Source organism: Aeromonas sp. 3P (assembly GCF_051919745.1).
GTDB lineage: Bacteria > Pseudomonadota > Gammaproteobacteria > Enterobacterales > Aeromonadaceae > Aeromonas > Aeromonas veronii.
Window position 1 is genome coordinate 3517908 of record NZ_JBQBED010000001.1, and the last position, 20337, is coordinate 3538244.

At 56.4% G+C, this 20337-nt stretch carries 18 protein-coding genes and 12 tRNA genes; 26 read left to right on the forward strand and 4 right to left on the reverse strand.

Features of this window, described 5'->3' with window-relative positions:
- Positions 1 to 44 precede the first annotated feature (44 nt).
- Positions 45 to 2054 carry a methyl-accepting chemotaxis protein gene (locus ACTG19_RS16325; RefSeq protein WP_201990062.1) on the reverse strand — a complete coding sequence of 670 codons (2010 nt, stop codon included), beginning with the start codon at positions 2052 to 2054 and terminating at the stop codon, positions 45 to 47.
- A 260-nt stretch (positions 2055 to 2314) separates the two neighbouring features.
- On the opposite strand from ACTG19_RS16325, the gene ruvA reads away from it, so the two are divergent.
- The 25 genes from ruvA to ACTG19_RS16450 all read left to right on the forward strand — a co-directional run bounded on the left by ruvA (position 2315) and on the right by ACTG19_RS16450 (position 15078).
- On the forward strand, positions 2315 to 2929 hold the full coding sequence (ruvA, locus tag ACTG19_RS16330) for a Holliday junction branch migration protein RuvA (RefSeq protein ID WP_005335746.1): 615 nt from the start codon (positions 2315 to 2317) through the stop codon (positions 2927 to 2929).
- 8 nt (positions 2930 to 2937) lie between these two features.
- Positions 2938 to 3948 carry a Holliday junction branch migration DNA helicase RuvB gene (gene ruvB / locus ACTG19_RS16335; protein WP_201990063.1) on the forward strand — a complete coding sequence of 337 codons (1011 nt, stop codon included), beginning with the start codon at positions 2938 to 2940 and terminating at the stop codon, positions 3946 to 3948.
- 934 nt (positions 3949 to 4882) lie between these two features.
- Positions 4883 to 6439 carry a cytochrome ubiquinol oxidase subunit I gene (locus ACTG19_RS16340; RefSeq protein ID WP_005335743.1) on the forward strand — a complete coding sequence of 519 codons (1557 nt, stop codon included), beginning with the start codon at positions 4883 to 4885 and terminating at the stop codon, positions 6437 to 6439.
- Between the two features lie 11 nt (positions 6440 to 6450).
- Positions 6451 to 7587, forward strand: coding sequence for a cytochrome d ubiquinol oxidase subunit II (gene cydB, locus ACTG19_RS16345; protein ID WP_005335741.1), 1137 nt, complete (start codon positions 6451 to 6453; stop codon positions 7585 to 7587).
- A gap of 14 nt (positions 7588 to 7601) precedes the next feature.
- Positions 7602 to 7718: a cytochrome bd-I oxidase subunit CydX gene (gene cydX / locus ACTG19_RS16350; protein WP_005304933.1), complete on the forward strand. Its 117-nt coding sequence runs from the start codon at positions 7602 to 7604 to the stop codon at positions 7716 to 7718.
- Positions 7705 to 8016 carry a cyd operon YbgE family protein gene (locus ACTG19_RS16355; RefSeq protein WP_041202810.1) on the forward strand — a complete coding sequence of 104 codons (312 nt, stop codon included), beginning with the start codon at positions 7705 to 7707 and terminating at the stop codon, positions 8014 to 8016. Before cydX ends, ACTG19_RS16355 begins: the two co-directional genes overlap by 14 nt.
- 105 nt (positions 8017 to 8121) lie before the next feature.
- Complete coding sequence (gene ybgC / locus ACTG19_RS16360) at positions 8122 to 8529, forward strand: tol-pal system-associated acyl-CoA thioesterase (protein ID WP_005335737.1); 408 nt, start codon at positions 8122 to 8124, stop codon at positions 8527 to 8529.
- Complete coding sequence (gene tolQ / locus ACTG19_RS16365; protein WP_005335735.1) at positions 8519 to 9208, forward strand: protein TolQ; 690 nt, start codon at positions 8519 to 8521, stop codon at positions 9206 to 9208. The genes ybgC and tolQ overlap by 11 nt, the downstream gene beginning before the upstream one ends.
- Positions 9208 to 9654 (forward strand): protein TolR, encoded by a 447-nt coding sequence (gene tolR, locus ACTG19_RS16370; protein WP_005335733.1) that lies wholly within the window; start codon positions 9208 to 9210, stop codon positions 9652 to 9654. Before tolQ ends, tolR begins: the two co-directional genes overlap by 1 nt.
- A gap of 5 nt (positions 9655 to 9659) precedes the next feature.
- The gene (gene tolA, locus ACTG19_RS16375; protein WP_013723471.1) at positions 9660 to 10793 is read left to right on the forward strand and encodes a cell envelope integrity protein TolA; all 1134 of its coding nucleotides are present in this window, start codon (positions 9660 to 9662) and stop codon (positions 10791 to 10793) included.
- 95 nt (positions 10794 to 10888) lie between these two features.
- The gene (gene tolB, locus ACTG19_RS16380) at positions 10889 to 12214 is read left to right on the forward strand and encodes a Tol-Pal system beta propeller repeat protein TolB (protein ID WP_005335728.1); all 1326 of its coding nucleotides are present in this window, start codon (positions 10889 to 10891) and stop codon (positions 12212 to 12214) included.
- Positions 12215 to 12263: 49 nt separating this feature from the next.
- Complete coding sequence (gene pal, locus ACTG19_RS16385) at positions 12264 to 12788, forward strand: peptidoglycan-associated lipoprotein Pal (protein ID WP_005304908.1); 525 nt, start codon at positions 12264 to 12266, stop codon at positions 12786 to 12788.
- 158 nt (positions 12789 to 12946) lie between these two features.
- Positions 12947 to 13747, forward strand: a complete 801-nt coding sequence (gene ybgF / locus ACTG19_RS16390; RefSeq protein WP_257686916.1) for a tol-pal system protein YbgF — start codon at positions 12947 to 12949, stop codon at positions 13745 to 13747.
- Positions 13748 to 13921: 174 nt separating this feature from the next.
- Positions 13922 to 13997 (forward strand) — tRNA-Lys (locus ACTG19_RS16395).
- 31 nt (positions 13998 to 14028) lie between these two features.
- A tRNA-Val gene (locus ACTG19_RS16400) sits at positions 14029 to 14104 on the forward strand.
- Positions 14105 to 14128: 24 nt separating this feature from the next.
- Positions 14129 to 14204: transfer RNA gene (locus tag ACTG19_RS16405), tRNA-Lys, on the forward strand.
- 17 nt (positions 14205 to 14221) lie between these two features.
- Positions 14222 to 14297: transfer RNA gene (locus ACTG19_RS16410), tRNA-Val, on the forward strand.
- Between the two features lie 24 nt (positions 14298 to 14321).
- Positions 14322 to 14397, forward strand: a tRNA-Lys gene (locus ACTG19_RS16415).
- Between the two features lie 16 nt (positions 14398 to 14413).
- Positions 14414 to 14489 (forward strand) — tRNA-Val (locus ACTG19_RS16420).
- Between the two features lie 24 nt (positions 14490 to 14513).
- Positions 14514 to 14589 (forward strand) — tRNA-Lys (locus ACTG19_RS16425).
- A gap of 17 nt (positions 14590 to 14606) precedes the next feature.
- Positions 14607 to 14682: transfer RNA gene (locus ACTG19_RS16430), tRNA-Val, on the forward strand.
- Between the two features lie 24 nt (positions 14683 to 14706).
- Positions 14707 to 14782: transfer RNA gene (locus ACTG19_RS16435), tRNA-Lys, on the forward strand.
- Positions 14783 to 14798: 16 nt separating this feature from the next.
- Positions 14799 to 14874 (forward strand) — tRNA-Val (locus tag ACTG19_RS16440).
- A gap of 35 nt (positions 14875 to 14909) precedes the next feature.
- Positions 14910 to 14985: transfer RNA gene (locus tag ACTG19_RS16445), tRNA-Lys, on the forward strand.
- Positions 14986 to 15002: 17 nt separating this feature from the next.
- A tRNA-Val gene (locus ACTG19_RS16450) sits at positions 15003 to 15078 on the forward strand.
- Positions 15079 to 15413: 335 nt separating this feature from the next.
- Here ACTG19_RS16450 and ACTG19_RS16455 read toward each other — a convergent pair.
- Complete coding sequence (locus ACTG19_RS16455) at positions 15414 to 16727, reverse strand: sodium-dependent transporter (protein WP_216975957.1); 1314 nt, start codon at positions 16725 to 16727, stop codon at positions 15414 to 15416.
- 432 nt (positions 16728 to 17159) lie between these two features.
- Between ACTG19_RS16455 and ACTG19_RS16460 the strand changes: the two genes are divergently transcribed.
- Positions 17160 to 17879: a substrate-binding periplasmic protein gene (locus ACTG19_RS16460; RefSeq protein ID WP_201973586.1), complete on the forward strand. Its 720-nt coding sequence runs from the start codon at positions 17160 to 17162 to the stop codon at positions 17877 to 17879.
- 3 nt (positions 17880 to 17882) lie between these two features.
- Here ACTG19_RS16460 and ACTG19_RS16465 read toward each other — a convergent pair whose 3' ends face one another.
- Positions 17883 to 19196 (reverse strand): sodium-dependent transporter, encoded by a 1314-nt coding sequence (locus ACTG19_RS16465; RefSeq protein ID WP_429150307.1) that lies wholly within the window; start codon positions 19194 to 19196, stop codon positions 17883 to 17885.
- A 211-nt stretch (positions 19197 to 19407) separates the two neighbouring features.
- Entirely contained in the window at positions 19408 to 20247 is an 840-nt protein-coding gene (locus tag ACTG19_RS16470) for an isopenicillin N synthase family dioxygenase (protein WP_236327055.1), read from the reverse strand.
- Between the last annotated feature and the right edge of the window lie 90 nt (positions 20248 to 20337).

Consider the following 20337-nt stretch of genomic DNA (forward strand, 5'->3'; position numbering starts at 1 on the left):
AAGGATGCCACTCATATGAGTGGCATCTTTGCTATTGAAAGGGTTCAGACCCTGAACTGGGAGAGCAGGCGCTGCTGCAGCAGGCTGGCCTGATGGAGCGAGGAGGCGAGTTGCAGACACTCCTGCGCCTCCTGTTCGCCGGTTCTGGCTTGCAGACTGATGCCGGAGACCTTGTCAGAGGAGTGGCTCAGGGTGTGTGACAGTTGCCCGGTAGCCACGGCCACCTGCTGCACCATGTCGGCCAGCTGGTCGATGGCGCCTTCCACCTTGAACAGGATCTGCTTGGTGTTCTCGGAGTCCTGCATGCCGGACTCCACCGTCTTGAGGTTGCGCTGCATCATCAGGTAGGCGGTCTCGGTCTGCTGCTGGATGCTGCTGATCACCTGGCTAATTTCGGCGCTCGATGTTGCGGTGCGATTGGCCAGGGTGCGCACCTCGTCCGCAACCACCGCAAAGCCACGCCCCATCTCCCCCGCGCGAGCCGCTTCGATGGCCGCATTGAGGGCCAGCAGGTTGGTCTGTTCCGAGATACCGCTGATGGTGGAAATAATCTGGCCAATCTGACCTGCCTGCTCCTTGAGGGAGTTGATGGCGATGGCACACTCGCTCACCTCTTGTACCACCCGTTGCATGCCCGCGCTGGCGGAGGCGACATACTGGCTGCTCTCGGTGGTCAGCTGGCGCACCTCGTTGGCATTGTGGGCCGCCATGCTGCAGTTGTCCGAGATACCGGTGGCGACTTGCACCATCTGTTCACTGTCGTGGTGCAGGGCCAGCGCATGTTCGGCGGTCTGGCGGCTGCTCTGGCTGATTGCCTCCACCCGGTTGACCGAGGTGTGAACGTGCTCGCTGATGTGTTGGTTGTTGTCCATGGTGGAGCTGATCATCTTCTGCAGTTTCTCGATGAAACGATCCACGCTGTTTGCCAGCGAGCCTATCTCGTCATCACGTTGCAGGTTGATGCGGGCGTTGAGGTCTCCCTCGCCGGCGGCGATATCCTGCATTCGTTTGTCCACTTGCAGCAGCGGGGTCACCAGCTTGCGGGTCAGCCAGAAGCCGCAGAGGGTGACCATGATCAGGCTCAGCAACAGGCCACCCAGCAGCAGGGTTCGGATCTGGCTGATGATGCCGTTGAGCTGGGCCACCTGATCCTCGACGGTGGCATCGCCGCTCTCCTCGATGGCAACCAGCTGTTGTCGCAGCTCATCGGCACTGACCTCATAGGCGGACTGCTGGGCCTGATAGCTGCCGAGCGCATCGACCCACTGTCCCATCAGTTGCTGATGCCGGGCCAACAGGGCGCGATACTCTGCCGACAGTGTCTTGCCGGCAAATTCGCCGGTTCCCTCGATATCGAACAGCCCGGTGCCGAGCATGCTGTCGATCGCTTCGTGGTAGAAATCGGTCGCCTCTTTCAGCTCGGCCTTGATCGCCTCTGTGACTCCTTGTCTGCGCATCTTTTCCAGCGCATAGAGCTGGCGCAAAAAGCCTATGTTGGATTCCATCCCCCCGTCGGCCGCTTCCCAGCGAGTGGAGAGGCCGCTGTTCCAGCTGATGGTCTGGTCGGGGGATTGGGTCAGCGCCTCGACCGCGCCGTCGCCGATCACCTCCAGCTGGGTCGAGAGGCGGGCCATCAGATCGGCGTTGTGATGCAGGGCCTGATCCACCTCGGTATAGGCGTGATAGAGCGCCAGCAGCTTCTCTTGTTGCTGTTGATAGTCCTGCTTGTGCTGTTCCATGGTGGCAAGGGCCGCACCATCAATGAGCTGCCCCTGGCTGACCCGGGCCAGCGCATCATCGGTCGCCGCCTTGGCAGCATCGAGTTCGGCGCGATTGAGTGGGGTTCCGTTTTGCATCTTCTGAATCTGTAGCTGTTGGTTGCCCAGCTCTATGGAGCCCTCCATGGCACCGTCGGCGGTCTGCCAGGCGGCGCCCAGCACATAGGAGAGCAGATTGGCTAGCCGCTGGCTGCCATACCAGCCAACGACCCCCATGCCCAGCGTACAGCCGAGCAATATGGCAAGACCCAGATTGGAGGTGGTAACAATTTTCATGTGATGGCCTTCCTTGGTATCGACATTGGCACCAGTTTCGGTTCCGAACGGGTTTAGTGTAGTGGTTTATCCCCCGCTCGGGGACCGGTGCGGCGCTGAAACATCCCGTGCACTGGTTGCACCCGATCAAGCATGGTGGAAAATTGGATAAAAAGCCTCTCTGACTACGCGGGTGTTGCAGCCCTATGCTGGATACTTATCCAGTTATTCTTTATGCTATGAGCCAATTTACGAATAGTTGTATTGGTGAGGAGAGAGCCGTGATTGGTCGCTTGAGAGGCATTGTCATTGAAAAGCAGCCCCCCGAGGTCCTGCTGGAAGTGGGCGGGGTTGGCTATGAGGTACAGATGCCGATGAGCTGCTTCTATGATTTGCCGGAGATCGGCAAGGAAGCGACCATCCATACTCACTTCGTGGTGCGGGAAGATGCCCAGTTGCTCTATGGTTTCAACCACAAACAGGAGCGGGCACTGTTCCGCGAGCTGATCAAAACCAACGGAGTCGGCCCCAAGCTGGCGCTGGCTATTCTTTCCGGCATGACAGCTACCCAATTCGTGCTGAGTGTCGAACGTGAAGAGATAAGCTCTTTGGTCAAACTGCCGGGAGTCGGCAAGAAGACCGCCGAGCGGCTGGTGGTGGAGATGAAGGATCGCCTCAAGGGCTGGGTCAGTCACGACCTCTTCTCCCCGGCCATGGTCACCTTGCCAGCCAGTGAGCCCGAATTGCGGGCCCCTGATGTGACCGAAGAGGCGGCCAGTGCGCTGGTGGCCCTCGGTTACAAGCCGCAGCAGGCGAGTCAGATTGTCAGCAAGATCGCCAAAGAGGGGATGTCGGTGGAAGATATCATCCGTGAATCCCTGCGTAGCCTGGTATGAGGTAGTTGATGATTGAAGCAGACCGCCTCATCTCGGCCAGTGCCGCCCGTGAGGATGACATTATTGACCGGGCTATCCGCCCCAAGAAGCTGGCTGACTACACCGGTCAGGATACCGTCTGCGAACAGATGGAGATCTTTATCGAAGCGGCCCGCCAGCGGGGTGAAGCGCTCGATCACCTGTTGATCTTCGGCCCGCCGGGTCTGGGCAAGACTACCCTCGCCAACATCGTCGCCAACGAGATGGAGGTCAATATCAAGACCACCTCCGGCCCGGTGCTGGAGAAAGCGGGGGATCTGGCGGCGCTGCTCACCAACCTCGAACCGAACGATGTGCTGTTCATCGACGAGATCCATCGCCTCAGCCCGGTGGTGGAGGAGGTGCTCTATCCGGCGATGGAGGATTACCAGCTCGACATTATGATCGGGGAGGGGCCAGCGGCTCGTTCCATCAAGCTGGATCTGCCTCCCTTCACCCTGATTGGCGCCACCACCCGGGCTGGTTCACTCACCAGCCCGCTGCGGGATCGCTTCGGTATCGTCCAGCGGCTGGAGTTCTACAACGTCAAGGACCTGACCGATATCGTCTCCCGCAGTGCCCGTTGTCTGGGGCTAGACATGACGGAAGATGGTGCCATTGAGGTCGCCCGTCGCTCTCGCGGCACGCCGCGGATTGCTAACCGTTTGTTAAGGCGGGTGCGCGACTTTGCCCAGGTGAAATCCGATGGCCGGATCGACGGCCCCATTGCTGCCCGCGCCATGGACATGCTGGATGTCGATAATGAAGGCTTCGACTTCATGGACCGCAAGTTATTGTTGGCTGTGATAGACAAGTTTATGGGGGGCCCGGTGGGTCTCGATAATCTGGCCGCCGCGATCGGGGAAGAGAAAGATACTATCGAAGATGTGCTGGAGCCTTATCTGATCCAGCAAGGGTATCTGCAACGTACACCCAGAGGACGGATTGCGACCACACGAGCCTACGCTCATTTCGGTCTTCAGCGACCAGATGAGAAGTAAAAACAGTCGTTTGAACATGAAACCGCCGTCAAAGGCGGTTTTTTATTATCCGGGCAAAAAAAAGCCCACGGCGGATGCGGTGGGCAAAGACAATTCAGGATGGATGTTCACAGACAGTGAGTGCGTCTGGACACAGACCGGAAAATAAACAGGTGAGCCGTCGCGAGCTCTCAGAGTCGGTTCAGTTGATAGAGCTGAACAAAGGAAAGCTTGTAGTAACGGATGGTTTTAGCAACAAACTTTTTCATCTTCGATTCCAATAGACAGGTTCAAATTGATCGTCGAATACGTACCGTGAACCCGGATTAACCGGCCTGTATCCAAGGGTATGCCCTCACTGCGAGGCGCATTGTAGGAGTTCGAATCGACCCCGGCAAACAAGAAAAATTGCACTCTTCAAATTAGTTTATCTAATGTATTTATTGATGAAATTGGTTCGCATGAGTATGCATTCTTTGCAATTTTAAATTGAGTTTTCGAATCAGATTGCCTGACTCGGATAACATGGAAAAAGGCGCGTCATTCACGCTTTTCAAATTAAACCGAGCGGCGGGATGTTAAATTCTTAAATTGATTTAAATCAATGTTTTACGCTTTGTCGTGTTTTGTGATCTGGCTCGCGTCAATAATCGTGAAATAGATTAAAAATGCCTTTCAAAGCCATGTATGGCGGGTCCTTTTACATTGATTTCAATCAAATAAAGGTGATATAAAAACCCGGTCATCATGGGCGAGAATAAATTTAGGCTGATTGTTTTGGAATTGTTAAACATTAGCTTTATTTGTGTTCTCGTATTGCCTTGTTGTTAATGCCAGTGGTTACTGAACGCGTTTTGTTGTGACACGTCCCAATAAGGCTCATTCGATAACCTCCAACGGAAGCTTTGTGCTTAAAACTTAAAATAGCCGTGCCAATAATCGGTGAGGAAACATCATGATTGCTGAGCATGTGGTAGACCTATCGCGGTTCCAGTTCGCTGCGACGGCCCTTTATCACTTTTTGTTTGTACCCCTGACGCTGGGAATGGCCTTTCTCCTGGCGATCATGGAATCCGTCTATGTGATGACCAACAACACCATCTACCGGGACATGACCAAATTCTGGGGTAAGTTGTTTGGTATCAACTTTGCCTTGGGGGTCACCACAGGTCTGGCCATGGAGTTCCAGTTCGGGACTAACTGGGCTTACTACTCCCATTATGTCGGCGATATCTTCGGGGCCCCGCTGGCTATCGAAGGGCTGATGGCCTTCTTCCTGGAGTCCACCTTCGTCGGTATGTTCTTCTTTGGTTGGGATCGTCTGAGCAAGCATCAGCATCTGGCTGCCACCTGGTTGATGGCGCTGGGTACCAACCTCTCCGCCCTCTGGATCCTGGTCGCCAACGGCTGGATGCAGAACCCGGTCGGTGCCGAGTTCAACTTCGAATCCATGCGAATGGAGATGATGAGCTTCGCTGACGTGGTGCTCAACCCGGTTGCTCAGGTCAAGTTCGTCCACACTGTGGCGGCTGGCTATACCTGTGGCGCCATGTTTGTGCTGGGTATCTCCTCCTACTACCTGCTGAAGAATCGTGATGTGGCGTTTGCCCGTCGCTCCTTCGCCATTGCCGCTGCGTTCGGTATGGCTTCCATCGTGTCCGTTCTGATCCTCGGTGATGAATCCGGTTACGAGACAGGTGAAGTGCAGAAGGTGAAACTGGCCGCTATCGAAGCTGAGTGGGAGACTGAACCTGCTCCGGCTGCCTTTACCCTGTTCGGTATTCCGAATCAGGAAGAGATGCGCACCGACTACGCCATCAAGATCCCCTATGCGCTGGGCATTATCGCGACCCGTTCTCTGGATGGTCAGGTAACCGGTCTGAAGGATCTGAAAAGCGAGCACGAACTGCGCGTTCGTAACGGTATGACCGCTTACGACCTGCTGACCAAGCTGCAATCCGGTGACAAGTCTGACGAGACCCGCGCTCGCTTCGACGAAGTGAAACAGGATCTGGGCTACGGTCTGCTGCTCAAGCGCTACACCAGCAACGTGACCGATGCTACCGACGAGCAGATCAAGGCCGCCGTGGATGACTCCATCCCGCAGGTACTGCCGCTGTTCTTCGCCTTCCGCATCATGGTTGCCGTCGGCATGCTGATGCTGGTGCTGATTGGTATGGCCTTCTATGACAGTGCCCGTCACCAGATCGGCAAGCGCAAGTGGCTGCTCAAGGGTCTGCTGTGGGGTATCCCGCTGCCGTGGATCGCTATCGAAGCTGGCTGGTTTGTTGCTGAATATGGTCGCCAACCGTGGACCATTGCAGAGGTGTTGCCGACTTCCCTCTCTGCATCCAACTTGCCTGCAGCCGAGATCTGGTTCTCTCTGATCGGTATCTGCCTGTTCTATACCGTACTTCTGGTTATCGAGATGTACCTGATGTTCAAGTATGCCCGTCTTGGCCCCAGCAGCCTGAAGACTGGCAAGTATCACTTTGAACAGATCAAGGCATAAGGAGAGCGACCATGTTTGATTACGAAACTCTGCGTGTCATCTGGTGGGCTCTGGTCGGCGTACTGCTGATCGGTTTTGCCATCACTGACGGCTTCGACATGGGGGTAGGCGCACTGCTCCCGTTCGTCGGCAAGAAAGATGTCGAGCGCCGCGTGATGCTCAACACCATGGGACCGCACTGGGAAGGTAACCAGGTTTGGCTGGTCACTGCCGGTGGTGCCTTGTTCGCCGCCTGGCCGATGGTGTATGCCGCGACCTTCTCCGGCTTCTACATCGCAATGATCCTGACGCTGATGGCGCTGTTCCTGCGTCCGGTCGGTTTCAAGTACCGCTCCCTGCGTGCTGATGCCAAATGGCGCAGCAACTGGGACTGGGCCTTGTTCGCCGGTAGCGCCGTACCGCCCATCGTCTTTGGTGTGGCCTTTGGCAACCTGCTGCAAGGCGTTCCGTTCGAGTTTAACCAGTTCATGATGTTGACCTATCACGGCAACTTCTTCGGCCTGCTTAACCCGTTCGGCATTCTTGCTGGTCTGGTGAGCCTGTTCATGCTGCTCACCCAGGGCGCAACCTGGTTGATGATGAAGACCGACGGTGAAGTGCTGGCGCGTTCCCGCACGGCTGCCATGATCTGCTCACTGCTGACTCTGGTGCTGTTTGCTGCCGCGGGTTGGTGGGTAAGCGGTATGGAAGGGTATGTCATCGTCAAGGCTGCCGCGACTGACGCAGTATCCAACCCGATGAACAAGGAAGTTGTCCTGCAGGCTGGTGCCTGGATGAACAACTACACCCTCTATCCGTGGATGGTGGCTGCCCCTGTACTGGGTCTGGCCATGAGCCTGCTGACTGCGCTGTTTGCCCGCATGAACATCGGCTGGCTGGCGTTTACCAGCTCCTCGCTGGCGATTGCCGGGGTCATCCTCACTGCCGGTTTCTCCATGTTCCCGTTCGTGATGCCCTCAAGCCTTGAGCCGTCACTGAGCCTGACCATGTGGGATGCTACCGCCTCTTTCAACACCTTGCAGGTGATGACTGTGGCCGCAGCGATCTTCGTACCGATTGTGCTGGGTTACACCATCTGGACTTACATCAAGATGTTTGGCCGGGTAACCAACAAGCACATCGAAGATAACCAACAATCTCTCTATTAAGAGGTGCGCTGACAATGTGGTATTTCACCTGGATCCTGGGGCTGTTGCTGGCCTGTGCATTTGGCATCATCAATGCGCTGTGGCTGGAACACACCGAGAACATGGATCGTCAGATCGATGAAAACAAGTGATCGACTCGCCAGGCTGGCCGCTCCACTGGAGCGGCAGCCGTGGCAGGGGTTGATGTTACTCGCGGCGGCCTTGTTGGCCGTCGCTATTTTACAGGCCCCCAATCTGATCGCGGCCAATACCAGCGAGCATGGTCTCTGGCTTGCTCCCTGGCTAATGTGGGCCGTCTGTTGTGGCGTACTTAACGGGCTTGGCTTTCATCTGAAAAGTCTGCCCGGACGTGTGCTGTTCAACCCCTGGCTCGCCTGGCCCAGTTTGTTGTATGGCCTCTGGCTGACACATTCATATTTCCTTTCATAAAAAACTGGGGGAGGCAGGATTTCCCTGTCTCCCCCTGCTTCTTTCCTATTCAGCCCTGCGCTATGATAGCCCCCCATCTGACTGTCGAATGGATCACAGATTGTTATGGGGGAAGTCTTTGAGTTTCCGGTGCGTGTCTACTACGAAGACACCGACGCCGGGGGCATCGTCTACAACGCCAATTATCTCAAGTTTATGGAACGTGCTCGCACCGAGTTTCTTCGTGCCAAAGGGGTCGAACAGGACGTCTGGCTGCAGGAGGGATATGCCTTCGTGGTGAGCCGAACTGAGATCGATTTCCGCTCGGCGGCCCGTTTTAATGAACTATTGAATGTATTAACGCAAGTGATTGAAGTGAAACGCGCATCCCTGCGCTTTTCGCAGCAGATCCTGGCGGCTGATGGACGACTGATCACCCAGGCCATGGTACAGATAGCCTGTGTCAGTCATCCGCAAATGAAACCTGTAGCTATACCTGAAAAAATCAAGGGAGTGCTGTTAAGTGCACGCTGAAATTTCGTTTATTGGCCTGTTTTGGCAAGCCAGCCTGTTGGTAAAACTGGTCATGATGACCCTGATGAGCATGTCTATTGTCTCGTGGGCGCTGATTATCCAGCGTTCAAAGGCGATCAAGGCGGCCAATCTCGCATCGGAACAGTTTGAAGATCGCTTCTGGTCAGGGGTCGATCTCAATCGGCTCTATCAGGAGTCCTCTTCCCGCCGCGATGATATCGAAGGCATGGAAGATATCTTCTACTCCGGCTTCAAGGAGTATGCCCGCTTGCTCAAGGCCGGTGCCCGTGGTCAGGATGCGGTGATGGATGGTACCTACCGCGCCATGCGTGTCTCCCTCTCCCGCGCGGTGGATGATCTGGAATCCAACTTGCCGGTGCTGGCGACCATCGGCTCCATCAGCCCCTATATCGGTCTGTTTGGTACCGTATGGGGGATCATGAACGCCTTTATCGCCCTGGGTCAGGTGCAGCAGGCCACCCTGCAAATGGTGGCACCGGGTATCGCGGAAGCGCTGATCGCCACCGCCATGGGTCTGTTTGCCGCTATCCCGGCGGTTATCTTCTACAACCGCTTCTCCAACAAGGTCGAGCGGCTGGAGAACGCCTACGCCAACTTCATGGACGAGTTCACCACCATTCTGAACCGTCAAATTGCACAGCAGCAGGGTGATCAGTAATGCAAACCTATCAGCGGATCCGGCGCAAGAAGGTGGCCGAGATCAACGTGGTTCCCTATATCGACGTCATGCTGGTGCTGCTTATCATCTTTATGGCGGTCACGCCGGTGATCACGCAAGGGGTCAAGGTGGATCTGCCACAGGCTGAGTCCGAGCAGTTGCCGGAAGATGCCAAGCCGCCCTTCATCGTCAGCGTCAATACCGAAGGCGAGTATGTCATCAAGGCTGGCGAAGCCGATGACGAGCCGGTGCCAAGCGGCACGCCAGAGGCGATGCAGCAATACATCACCGAAAAAGCCATGGGCTATCTGGCGATCAACCAGAATGCCCCCGTGGTGGTCGCGGGTGACAAGGCCGTGCGCTACGAAGAGGTGATCCTGTTGATGGTGGCCCTCAAGAATGCGGGTGTGCCTCAGGTTGGCCTGATGACAGATCCGGTGAACTAACGGAGATGGATGTGAAGCGTGGTATTTCCGGTTATCTCATCGCGTCGTTTCTGCTGCACCTGATCATCGGCATCATCCTGTTTGTCGGGCTCGATTTCAGCAAACCGAAACGACCCGAATCGAAGGGGCAGATCGTCAATGCCGTCATGCTCGATGAGAACTTCCTCAACGAACAGGCCAAGCAGATCCAGCAGCAGAAATCTCAGCCCAAGCCTCAAAAGGTAGAGAAAGAGAAGGATAAGGAAGACACGGATCTCGCCAAGCGCGAGCTGGCTCAGAAACAGGAGCAGCTTCGCATCGCCGAGACCAAGCGCAAGCAGGCCGAAGAGGCGACTCGCAAGGCCGAGGCCGAGAAGCAGAAGAAGGTTGCCGAGCAGAAGCAGGCGGAAGAGAAGGCCCAAAAAGCCGAGGAAGCCCGCAAGCTGGAAGAACAGAAGGCCAAGAAGGCTGAAGCCGAGCGTAAAGCGGCGGAAGCCGAGAGCAAGGCGTTGGCGTTGAAGAAGAAAAAGGAACAAGAGAAGAAAGAGGCCGAAGAGAAAGCCAAGGCGGCAGAAGCCAAGGCCAAGAAAGCGGAAGCTGACAAGAAGGCCAAAGCCGAAGCCGAGAAGAAAGCCAAGGCAGAAGCAGAGAAAAAAGCCAAAGCCGAGGCCGAGAAGAAGGCCAAGGAAGAGGCTGAGAAAAAGGCAAAAGCTGACGCAGAGAAGAAAGCCAAGGCAGAGGCCGAAAAGCAGGCCAAGATCGCGGCTGAGCGCAAGCGTAAAGCAGCCGAGCAGGCCAAGCTGCAAAAAGAGATGGAAGAGATGATGCAGCAGCAGCTGTCGGCTGAGGCCAATGCCCGCAGTCAGGCTGCATCGGCAGCAGCCCAGGGCGAAGTCGACAAATATGCGGCGCTCATCAAGGCCACTGTTGAGCGGTATATGATTTTGGATCCCACCATGCGGGGCAAAACATGTACTATCGGCGTACGTCTTGCGAGCAGTGGCTTTGTCATATCGGTAGATAACGGCCAGGGTGACCCGGCGGTCTGTCGTTCCGGTAAGGCGGCTGTTCTGAAAGCCAATCAACTGCCTGTGCCCAAGGATCCTGCGGCATTCGAGATGTTGAAGGAATTTAACCTGAAGTTAGAACCTAGTATCTAAGCGTGATAAAACGAGGTTGCTTGCCTCCGGTTGGCAACCTCTCGCCGAGAAAGGAATTTAACCTCTCATCTATATTGGAACCGAGTATTTAAGCCATGATCAGAAAAGTATTTTTTGCTTTGGTTGGCTGTTTGTTGCTGGGCCAGAGTGCCCAGGCGGCCCTGGACATCGTCATCACCGGCGGTATTGATAGCGCACGCCCCATCGCTGTCGCCCCCTTCAAGTGGGAAGGTAACGGGCAGTTGCCGCAGGACATCGCGGAAGTGGTCTCCAACGACCTGATGCGCAGCGGCAAGTTCAAGCCGCTGGCCCGTGGCCAGATGCCGCAAACCCCGAGCAGCAGCAGCGAGATCAACTTCGCTCCCTGGGCCTCCCAAGGGGTTGAAGCCGTGGTGGTGGGTTCCATTTCGGCAGTCGGTGACGGCACCTACAAGGTCAACTTCGAGCTGGTCGATGTGCTGAAAGGCCAGCTGGCCAAGGCACAAGGTGGCGAGAGCAACGGTTACATCCTGGATAGCCGCATGGCGACCATCCCGGGTGCCCAGATGCGCCAGTTTGCCCACCGTATCTCCGACATCGTCTATGAGCGTCTGACTGGCGAGCGCGGTGCCTTCCTGACCCGTCTGGCTTACGTCTCCGTACAGCAGGGTACCCAGTTCCCGTACCAGCTGCGTATTTCTGACTACGACGGTTACAACGAGAAGACCCTGCTGCGCTCCCGCGAGCCCTTGATGTCTCCTGCCTGGTCGCCGGATGGCAGCAAGCTGGCTTACGTGAGCTTCGAGAACCAGAAGTCCGAAATCTATGTGCAGGATATTTACACTCAGCAGCGCAGCCTGATCACCAGTTTCCGTGGTATCAACGGGGCGCCGGAGTGGTCTCCGGATGGTCGTCGTCTGGCTATCGTTCTCTCCAAAGATGGCTCACCGAACCTCTATGTGGTTGATGTCGCTAGCAAGCAGCTGACCCGGGTTACAACCAGCCGTGTGATCGACACCGAACCCTCCTGGATGCCGGATGGGCAAAATTTGTTGTTCACCTCTGAACGTGGTGGCAAACCCCAGATTTATAGCGTAAATTTGGCGACTGGTATGACTCGCCGGATGACTTGGGAAGGTGAATCCAACCAGGGTGCATCCATTACTCCTGATGGCAAAATCATGGTGATGGTGACCCGTGTTCAGGGACAGTATCGTATTGCCCGTCAGGACATGGAAAACAATGCCCTGTTGGTCCTTACCCAGAGTGCTCTGGATGAGTCGCCAAGTGTGGCTCCCAATGGCAGCATGATCATTTATGCCACCATCTATCAGGGTCGTAAGAGTCTCGCATTGGTGTCGACTGATGGTCGCTTCAAGGCTGTGCTTCCGACCAGTAGCGGTGAAATTCGTGCACCAGCTTGGTCGCCCTTCTTGAATTGATAAAAATCCAATTGTTTTTTGTTTTGTTATAAAGGTTTAAGGAAATAGCATGCAACTCAATAAACTGCTCAAGGGTTTGGCCATCGCACTGCCACTGTTCACCCTGGCCGCTTGTAGTTCTTCTTCTGATTCCGACGCCGCAGGCGCTGAATCAGGTATGACCGACGGCATGGGCGGTGTACAAACCGGCGGCGCCAACGGCATGTTGTCCCCGGAAGAGCAGATGCGTCAGAAGTTCGAAGCACTGCAGCGTGACAACGTAATCTACTTCCCGTTCGACGGTTACGATATCCAGGGTCAGTACGCTGATCTGCTGGATGCCCATGCCAGCTACCTGCGCGAGCGCCCGAGCGTTAAAGTCCTGATCGAAGGTCACGCCGATGAGCGCGGTACTCCGGAGTACAACATCGCCCTGGGCGAGCGTCGTGCCAAGGCTGTTGCCAAGTATCTGCAAACCCTGGGTGTGCAGGCCGAGCAGCTCTCTATCGTCAGCTATGGCGAAGAGAAGCCGCTGGACATGTCTCACACCGAGGATGCCTTTGCCAAAAACCGCCGCGCGGTTCTGGTTTACTAAGGTTTAAACCGAACGAAGTTCGTTTATATGCAAGCGGCCATTTCGATGGCCGTTTTATTTGCACTAAACGCCAAGGTTTGATCCGAATGAAATCTGTATATGCGAGCGACGATGGCGCTGGCCGTTTTATCTGTACTAAACGCTAAGGTTTGATCCGAATGAAATCTGTGTACAAGCAAGCTGTCGTTGCGCTGGCCGTAATGGTTGCTCTGAATGCGCAAGCTGCGGCACCGGTCAGCGATCTGGGCGGTGACTCGGGTGGTGGCGTTGTCCTTAGTGGCAACAACGGTGCCATCGTGCCCACCGGTAGCCTGGAAGATCGGGTTGCCCTGCTGGAGCGCACCCTCAATGCCCGTCTGCGACTGCAAGCTGAATTGCAGCAACAGGTCGACTCCCTGCAAGGGGAGGTCTCCGAACTGCGCGGTCAGCTGGAGCAGCAGACCTACCAGATGGAACAGTCGCAAGAGCGCCAGCGTCAGCTCTACCAGGAGCTCGACAAGGTTGCCAGCAGCCAGCAAGCTGCTCCAGCCGCCCCGGCCCCTGCTACTGCCACACCGGCTGCTGCCGCCAATTACTCAACCAATCAGGATGAGAATCAGGCCTACGACGCAGCGGTCAACATGGTGCTCAAAGAGAAGAACTACGACAAAGCCATTCCGGCTTTCCAGGGCTTTATCAAGCAGTACCCCAATTCGGGCTATGTTCCCAATGCACACTACTGGCTCGGCCAGTTGCTGTTCAACAAGGGTGACAGAGCCGGAGCCTCGGCCCAGTTTTCGACCGTGGCCAACAAATACAGCAAATCCCCCAAGCGAGCCGATGCGCTGCTGAAGCTGGGTATGCTGGCGCAGCTGGATGGCAAGAAGGCGGAAGCCAAATCCTTCTATGAGCAGGTGATCAAGGGCTATCCCAACACCTCGCCAGCCCAGTTGGCCAAACAGAGTCTGGCCAAGCTGTAACATTGCTGTATGTCACTGTTTTCGTAACGCTACTGTAAAAACAGCCTGCATTTGTACGCACAGTGAGCAAACGGATTTAAATTACGAATTTTCTGTTGCACCGGAAATTTAAATCCGTAATATAGGCCGCCGTCAGAGCCGAAGCAGTAATGCAGTCGGAACTGGTCGTGGTGAGGGTCGTTAGCTCAGTCGGTAGAGCAGTTGACTTTTAATCAATTGGTCGCTGGTTCGAATCCAGCACGACCCACCATTTTCTCCACTCGGTGGAGACAGAATTCCCAGGTCGTTTAGCTCAGCTGGGAGAGCACCTCCCTTACAAGGAGGGGGTCACTGGTTCGATCCCAGTAACGACCACCAGTTTGTAGAAAAAATGATTTAGATGGGTCGTTAGCTCAGTCGGTAGAGCAGTTGACTTTTAATCAATTGGTCGCTGGTTCGAATCCAGCACGACCCACCATCATTTCAAGAATCCCAGGTCGTTTAGCTCAGCTGGGAGAGCACCTCCCTTACAAGGAGGGGGTCACTGGTTCGATCCCAGTAACGACCACCAGTTTGTAGAAAAAATGATTTAGATGGGTCGTTAGCTCAGTCGGTAGAGCAGTTGACTTTTAATCAATTGGTCGCTGGTTCGAATCCAGCACGACCCACCATCATCTCAGAATCCCAGGTCGTTTAGCTCAGCTGGGAGAGCACCTCCCTTACAAGGAGGGGGTCACTGGTTCGATCCCAGTAACGACCACCAGTTTGTAGAAAAAATGATTTAGATGGGTCGTTAGCTCAGTCGGTAGAGCAGTTGACTTTTAATCAATTGGTCGCTGGTTCGAATCCAGCACGACCCACCATCATTTCAAGAATCCCAGGTCGTTTAGCTCAGCTGGGAGAGCACCTCCCTTACAAGGAGGGGGTCACTGGTTCGATCCCAGTAACGACCACCAGTTTGTAGAAAAAATGATTTAGATGGGTCGTTAGCTCAGTCGGTAGAGCAGTTGACTTTTAATCAATTGGTCGCTGGTTCGAATCCAGCACGACCCACCATCATTTCAGAATCCCAGGTCGTTTAGCTCAGCTGGGAGAGCACCTCCCTTACAAGGAGGGGGTCACTGGTTCGATCCCAGTAACGACCACCATATTTGCAGTAAAAAGTTTAAAAAATGATTTAGATGGGTCGTTAGCTCAGTCGGTAGAGCAGTTGACTTTTAATCAATTGGTCGCTGGTTCGAATCCAGCACGACCCACCATCATTTCAAAAATCCCAGGTCGTTTAGCTCAGCTGGGAGAGCACCTCCCTTACAAGGAGGGGGTCACTGGTTCGATCCCAGTAACGACCACCATATTCGCAAGCGAGGCTGAGATATCAGCTGCGATTGCAGAGAAAGTCCCCATTCAGATGGGGATTTTTTTTGCCCGCAATTCAGTACTCCAGCTTCTTCTGTTGCCGTTGTGGCGAGCCAAGCTCCACCTCTTATAGTGCCACTCTGCCACTCTGCCACTCTGCCACTCTGCCACTCTGCCACTCTGCCATTTCGCACATCCTCTACTCTGCTCTGCCGAGATTGCCCGACTGCACTCCTGTCCATCGTGATGCTGCTTATATGAACGCCTGTTAAAGCAAATGCCAGCAATAAAAAGGGCAGGCCAAGGCCTGCCCGCAAAGATGCGCAAGGTGTTACATGATCCCGCGGATCAGGATCCCGCTGATCAGCAGCGGCGCCACCACGCGCCAGCACCAGAGCAGCGCCAGACGCAGGGCGGGTGACAGGCCCGCAGGCAATATGGCATCACCCAATCGCCAGCCAAGCAGCAGGGTCAGTACCAGACCAAACAGCGGCATCATCAGGTTTGAGGTCAGATAGTCGAGCAACTCGAAGATGGTCTTGCCAAACAGGGTCAGATCGCTCCATGGGCCGAACGACAGGCTCACCGGAATGCCGGAGGCCATGATGAGCAGAGTCAGTACCCTGCAGGCGCCACGACGCGACCAACCCCACTCCTCGGTGGTGAAGCGCACCAGATGCTCCAGCATGGAGATGGAGGAGGAGAGAGCGGCGACCAGCAGCAACAGGAAGAAGATCACCCCCAGCCCCTGACCGAACGGCAGATGACTGAACACGGCAGGCATGGTCATAAAGGTGAGCCCTGGGCCCGCGGTGGGATCGATGCCGGTGGAGGCCAGCGCCGGGAAGATCATCAAGCCCGCCAGCACCGAGATAAGGCTGGCCAGTGTGACCACCCAGACCCCGGAGCGCAGCACCCCTTCGCTATTGGGCAGGTAGGCGCCATAGGTCGTGTGTACCCCGAGCCCGATGGAGAGGGAGAAAAAGGCCAGCCCCAGCGCGTCCAGCACGCTCTGGCCGGTCAGCATGGAGAAGTCCGGCAGCAGCAGCTGGCGCACACCCGCCATGGAGCCCGGCATGGAGAGACCGACCCCCACCAGCAACAACATCATGATGAAGAGCGCGGGCATCATCCAGCGCAGTGCCCGCTCCACCCCTTTCTGAATACCCCCCTGCACGAACCACCAGGTCAGGCCTGCGAAGATCAGATGGGTCAGCACCGGCCACCAGGGGTTGCTGACATAGCCGTTGAACAGGGCGGTGAGGGCGCTCCCCTCGCTCAGGTTGAGCTTGCCAGCCATCGCCAGCGCGGCGTAACCCACGGTCCAGCCACCGACCACGCTGTAGAAGCTGTAGATAAAGAAGCCGCAGGCGATCCCCATATACCCCATCCAGCGCCAGTTCGGCCCCACCAGTTTGCGAAAAGCGCCGAGCACCCCGCGCTGGCTATGGCTGCCGAGCAGGGTTTCGCCGACCTGTACCGCTACCCCCAGGGTGAAGCTGAACAGCAGAAACACCAGCAGAAAGGCGCCACCGCCATTGGTGGCGGTCACATAGGGAAACTTCCAGATGGCACCAAGGCCAATCGCTGTGCCTGCTGCGGCCAGCACATGACCGAGACGGGAAGACCACTGAACCTGGCTCATACAACCTCCGGGTAACACGACATCGAAGCAATACTCCTGAGTAGCAATAAACGACAGACCATAAAAAAGGCCGCCTGAGGCGACCTTTGCAATGAACATTCAGAAAAACTGTGCGTGCAAGGTCACCTCTCTTGCGAGCTAAAAAATCGACCAAACAGCACGAGGATGGCAGACATGAGGTGACAACCTGACTAATGAATGAGGAAACAGCCTAAACCATGGAAAGAATAATTGACACATAAAATCAAAAATTTTTTATGTGTGCCGCTGTCACCACTCTGGCTATACGTACAACTCAGTGGGGGAAAACCTCGCCGGGCCGTATCTTTTCTACCTTGTGGCTATTTACTGGGCGATAATCGACGTAGCTTCTTCTGGAACTAGTGACAGCTACATGGCGCTGACGGGAACAACGATGAGACAGGATGTCGTATGAGATGGATGGTGCTGCCCTGGTTACTGATCAGCCTGAGTGCGTCGGCGCAGCCCGGATTAACCCTGCTGAGCCACGACTTACCCCCGTTTACCGAATACCGCGACGGCAAGCTCGACGGATTCGCCATTCGTTTGATTGATGAGGTGCAGGAGGAGCTTGGCACTCGCTATCCGGTACGGATTTACCCGCTCAAGCGTGCGCTGGCGCTGGCACGGGTCGAGCCCGGCTATGGACTGTTCGTGGTACAGCGGCTCCCGGAGCGGGAGTCCCATTTCAAATGGGTTGGCCCGCTCTTTATCAATCGGGTCTTTATCTATCAGGCGCCGGATAGTCGCCACCCGCTGACCTCGCTGGCGCAGCTGCGAGATCTGCCCAGAGTGGGGGTAGTGCTGGGCAATGCCGATGATGTGCGGCTGACCCATGAGGGCTACACCAATCTGGTGCGCTACAAGACGGTCGGGGAGGCGATAGAGCGGCTGATGTTGGGCAAGATCGATGCCTTGCCGATGGCGGAGCTGGTGATGGAGGCCACCCTCGACAAGATGGGGTTATCCCGGCGCAGCATCGTCAGCAGTGGTGTACTGCTCCATCAGGCCGGTCTCTATATCGTCTTCTCCAAGGGAACGGATGATGCCGAGATCTCCCGCTGGCAGCATGCCCTGGAGGCCGTCAGAGCCGCCCAGGGGCGGGCCGATGAGCCCACCCGCGAAGAGTAACCGTCATACCAGACCGCGAATCAAGATCCCGCCGATCAGCAAGGGGGCAATCCAGCGCCAGCAGTTCATCAGCAAGTGATGCCAGTGGCTGGCAATCCCCTGCGGCAGTGCCTTGCGTCCCAGTTTCCAACCCAGCAGCAGCGTCAGCATCAGGCCGAACAGCGGCATCATCAGGTTGGAGGTGACAAAGTCCAGCAACTCGAAAATGGTTTTGCCAAACAGGGTGGCGTGTTGCAGCGGGCCAAACGACAGGCTGACCGGAACACCGCTAACCATGACGAATCCAGTGATGGCGCTACAGGCCGTGCGACGTGACCAGCCCCAGGTCTCGCACAGGAAGCACTGCAAATGCTCCAGCAGGGAGATAGCCGAGGAGAGCGCCGCAAAGACCAGCAGGGCGAAGAAGATCACCTCAAGCACCTGACCGAAGGGCAGCAGCTGAAACACCGCCGGCATGGTCATAAAGGTGAGACCGGGACCGGAGGCCGGATCGATACCGGTCGAGGCCAGCACCGGGAAGATCATCAAACCCGCCAGTACTGCCACCATGCTGGCCAGCAGCACCACCCAGAGGCTGGAGCGACCAACCCCTTCGCTGGTCGGCAGATAGGCACCGTAGGTGGTGTGGATGCCCAGACCGATGGAGAGGGAGAAGAAGGCCAGTCCCATGGCATCGAGCACGCCGGACATCCCCAGCTTGCTGAAGTCGGGCATCAGGAAGTGACGTACTCCCGCCATCGCATTGGGCAGGGTGAGGCCAAAGGCGACCAGCATCAGGATCATCAGGAACAGGGCCGGCATCATCCATCGCAAGGTGCGCTCCACCCCTTTCTGAATGCCGCCTTGCACCACCATCCAGGTGAGGGCGGCAAACAGCAGATGGGTGAGGATTGGCCAGACGTCGCCGCTGACATAGTCATTGAAACGGGCGGTGAGGGCTGCCGCATCCCCATGATTGAGCTGACCGGAGATGGCCATGCCGGTATAACCCAGGGTCCAGCCGCCCACCACGCTGTAGAAGCAGTAGATGAGCAGGGTAGAGAGCACCCCCATTACCCCAACCCAGCGCCACTGTTTGCCGAGCAGCTCGGAGAAGGCACCCACTACCCCGCGGCGACTCATGCTGCCGAGCAGGGTCTCCCCCATCAGTACCGCCACCCCCAGGGTGAAGCTGAAGAGCAGAAAGACCAGCAGGAAGGCGCCGCCGCCGTTGACGGCGGTGACATAGGGGAATTTCCAGATTGCGCCGATACCGACAGCGGAACCCGCTGCGGCGAGGATGTAGCCGAGTCGGGATGACCATTGGGACTGCTTCATAAGAACTCCAATCGAGCGCCCCTTGGCAGGGGCAGAATGGCGCTCATGTTACGGAGGTCACGGCGCAATCACTACGACGGTTATCAGGCGTAAATGCGATTTATTGGCACGATTGGCTAATTTAATTCTGTTTTTTGCCCAATCCTGCCACCAAATAAAAACCGGAGCGAGATTGCTCCGGTTTGGTCTCTGACAGCTGCTCGTCGGCGGACTAGATCACTCCCAGCTCCCGTAGCCGCTCCATCAGGTAGCTGTGGGCGGTATGGCGCTCGGAGAGCACCACATCCGGGCGCGGGTGGAGGAACAGCGGCAGGGAGATACGCGACTTGGCGGCACTGCCACCGGTCGGGTTGATGACGCGGTGAGTGGTGGAAGGGTAGTAGCCGCGAGAGGCCTCCTGCAGCATGTCGCCGATGTTGATGATGAGGGTGCCAAAGTCGCACGGCACGTCCATCCACTCGCCATCGGAGCCCTTCACCTGCAGCCCCGGCTCGTTGGCGGCGGGCAGAATGGTAAGCAGGTTGATATCCTCGTGGGCGGCGGCGCGGATGGCGCCCGGCTCCTCGGTGCCATCGAACGGCGGATAGTGCAGCACCCGTAGCAGGGTCTTCTGGCTCTCTTCGATCATCGAGGAGAGGGGGCAGCTGTAGTTGGCGGCGATATCGGCCGGGGTGTGCTGCTCGACCCAGCCCAGCAACTCGGCGGCCAGACCGTTGGCGAGACGGTAGTACTCCATCGCCTGCTCTTTCAGCTCTTCCGGCATCTGGCCCCAGGGGTAGATGTGGAAGTACTCCTTGATGTCTTTCTGGCTATGGCCCTTGGCCACCTCGGAGACCGAGGGCGGGAAGTAGCCATCCTGGGTTTCGCGGTTGAACAGGAAATCCTGCTTCTGCTCGCTCATGAAGAAGCGATACCAGTTGTCGTAGATGGATTGCACCAGCTCTTTCGGGATGGGGTGGTTGGTCAGCACACCAAAGCCGGTGGTACGCAGGGATTCGGTGAAGCGTTGGGCCGCATCGGGTGAGCGGTAATCGACGGTCAGGACTTTCATTGTTTTTGTTGCGCGCCAGTTAAAAGATGGCGCAGTTTACCTTGCACCTGATAACAAGGAAAGCGGGTTGGCCGCCCTGTCTGGCACGGC

Bases quoted from the DNA above. Each gene is read 5' to 3' on its own strand.
- ACTG19_RS16340 (WP_005335743.1), top strand. From the start codon at position 4,883: ATGATTGCTGAGCATGTGGTAGACCTATCGCGGTTCCAGTTCGCTGCG.
- tolA (WP_013723471.1), top strand. From the start codon at position 9,660: ATGGATGTGAAGCGTGGTATTTCCGGTTATCTCATCGCGTCGTTTCTG.
- cydX (WP_005304933.1), top strand. From the start codon at position 7,602: ATGTGGTATTTCACCTGGATCCTGGGGCTGTTGCTGGCCTGTGCATTT.
- ACTG19_RS16325 (WP_201990062.1), bottom strand. From the start codon at position 2,054: ATGAAAATTGTTACCACCTCCAATCTGGGTCTTGCCATATTGCTCGGC.
- ybgC (WP_005335737.1), top strand. From the start codon at position 8,122: ATGGGGGAAGTCTTTGAGTTTCCGGTGCGTGTCTACTACGAAGACACC.
- pal (WP_005304908.1), top strand. From the start codon at position 12,264: ATGCAACTCAATAAACTGCTCAAGGGTTTGGCCATCGCACTGCCACTG.
- ybgF (WP_257686916.1), top strand. From the start codon at position 12,947: ATGAAATCTGTGTACAAGCAAGCTGTCGTTGCGCTGGCCGTAATGGTT.
- tolR (WP_005335733.1), top strand. From the start codon at position 9,208: ATGCAAACCTATCAGCGGATCCGGCGCAAGAAGGTGGCCGAGATCAAC.
- ACTG19_RS16460 (WP_201973586.1), top strand. From the start codon at position 17,160: ATGAGATGGATGGTGCTGCCCTGGTTACTGATCAGCCTGAGTGCGTCG.
- ruvB (WP_201990063.1), top strand. From the start codon at position 2,938: ATGATTGAAGCAGACCGCCTCATCTCGGCCAGTGCCGCCCGTGAGGAT.
- ACTG19_RS16470 (WP_236327055.1), bottom strand. From the start codon at position 20,247: ATGAAAGTCCTGACCGTCGATTACCGCTCACCCGATGCGGCCCAACGC.
- ACTG19_RS16465 (WP_429150307.1), bottom strand. From the start codon at position 19,196: ATGAAGCAGTCCCAATGGTCATCCCGACTCGGCTACATCCTCGCCGCA.
- tolB (WP_005335728.1), top strand. From the start codon at position 10,889: ATGATCAGAAAAGTATTTTTTGCTTTGGTTGGCTGTTTGTTGCTGGGC.
- ACTG19_RS16355 (WP_041202810.1), top strand. From the start codon at position 7,705: ATGAAAACAAGTGATCGACTCGCCAGGCTGGCCGCTCCACTGGAGCGG.
- ACTG19_RS16455 (WP_216975957.1), bottom strand. From the start codon at position 16,727: ATGAGCCAGGTTCAGTGGTCTTCCCGTCTCGGTCATGTGCTGGCCGCA.
- cydB (WP_005335741.1), top strand. From the start codon at position 6,451: ATGTTTGATTACGAAACTCTGCGTGTCATCTGGTGGGCTCTGGTCGGC.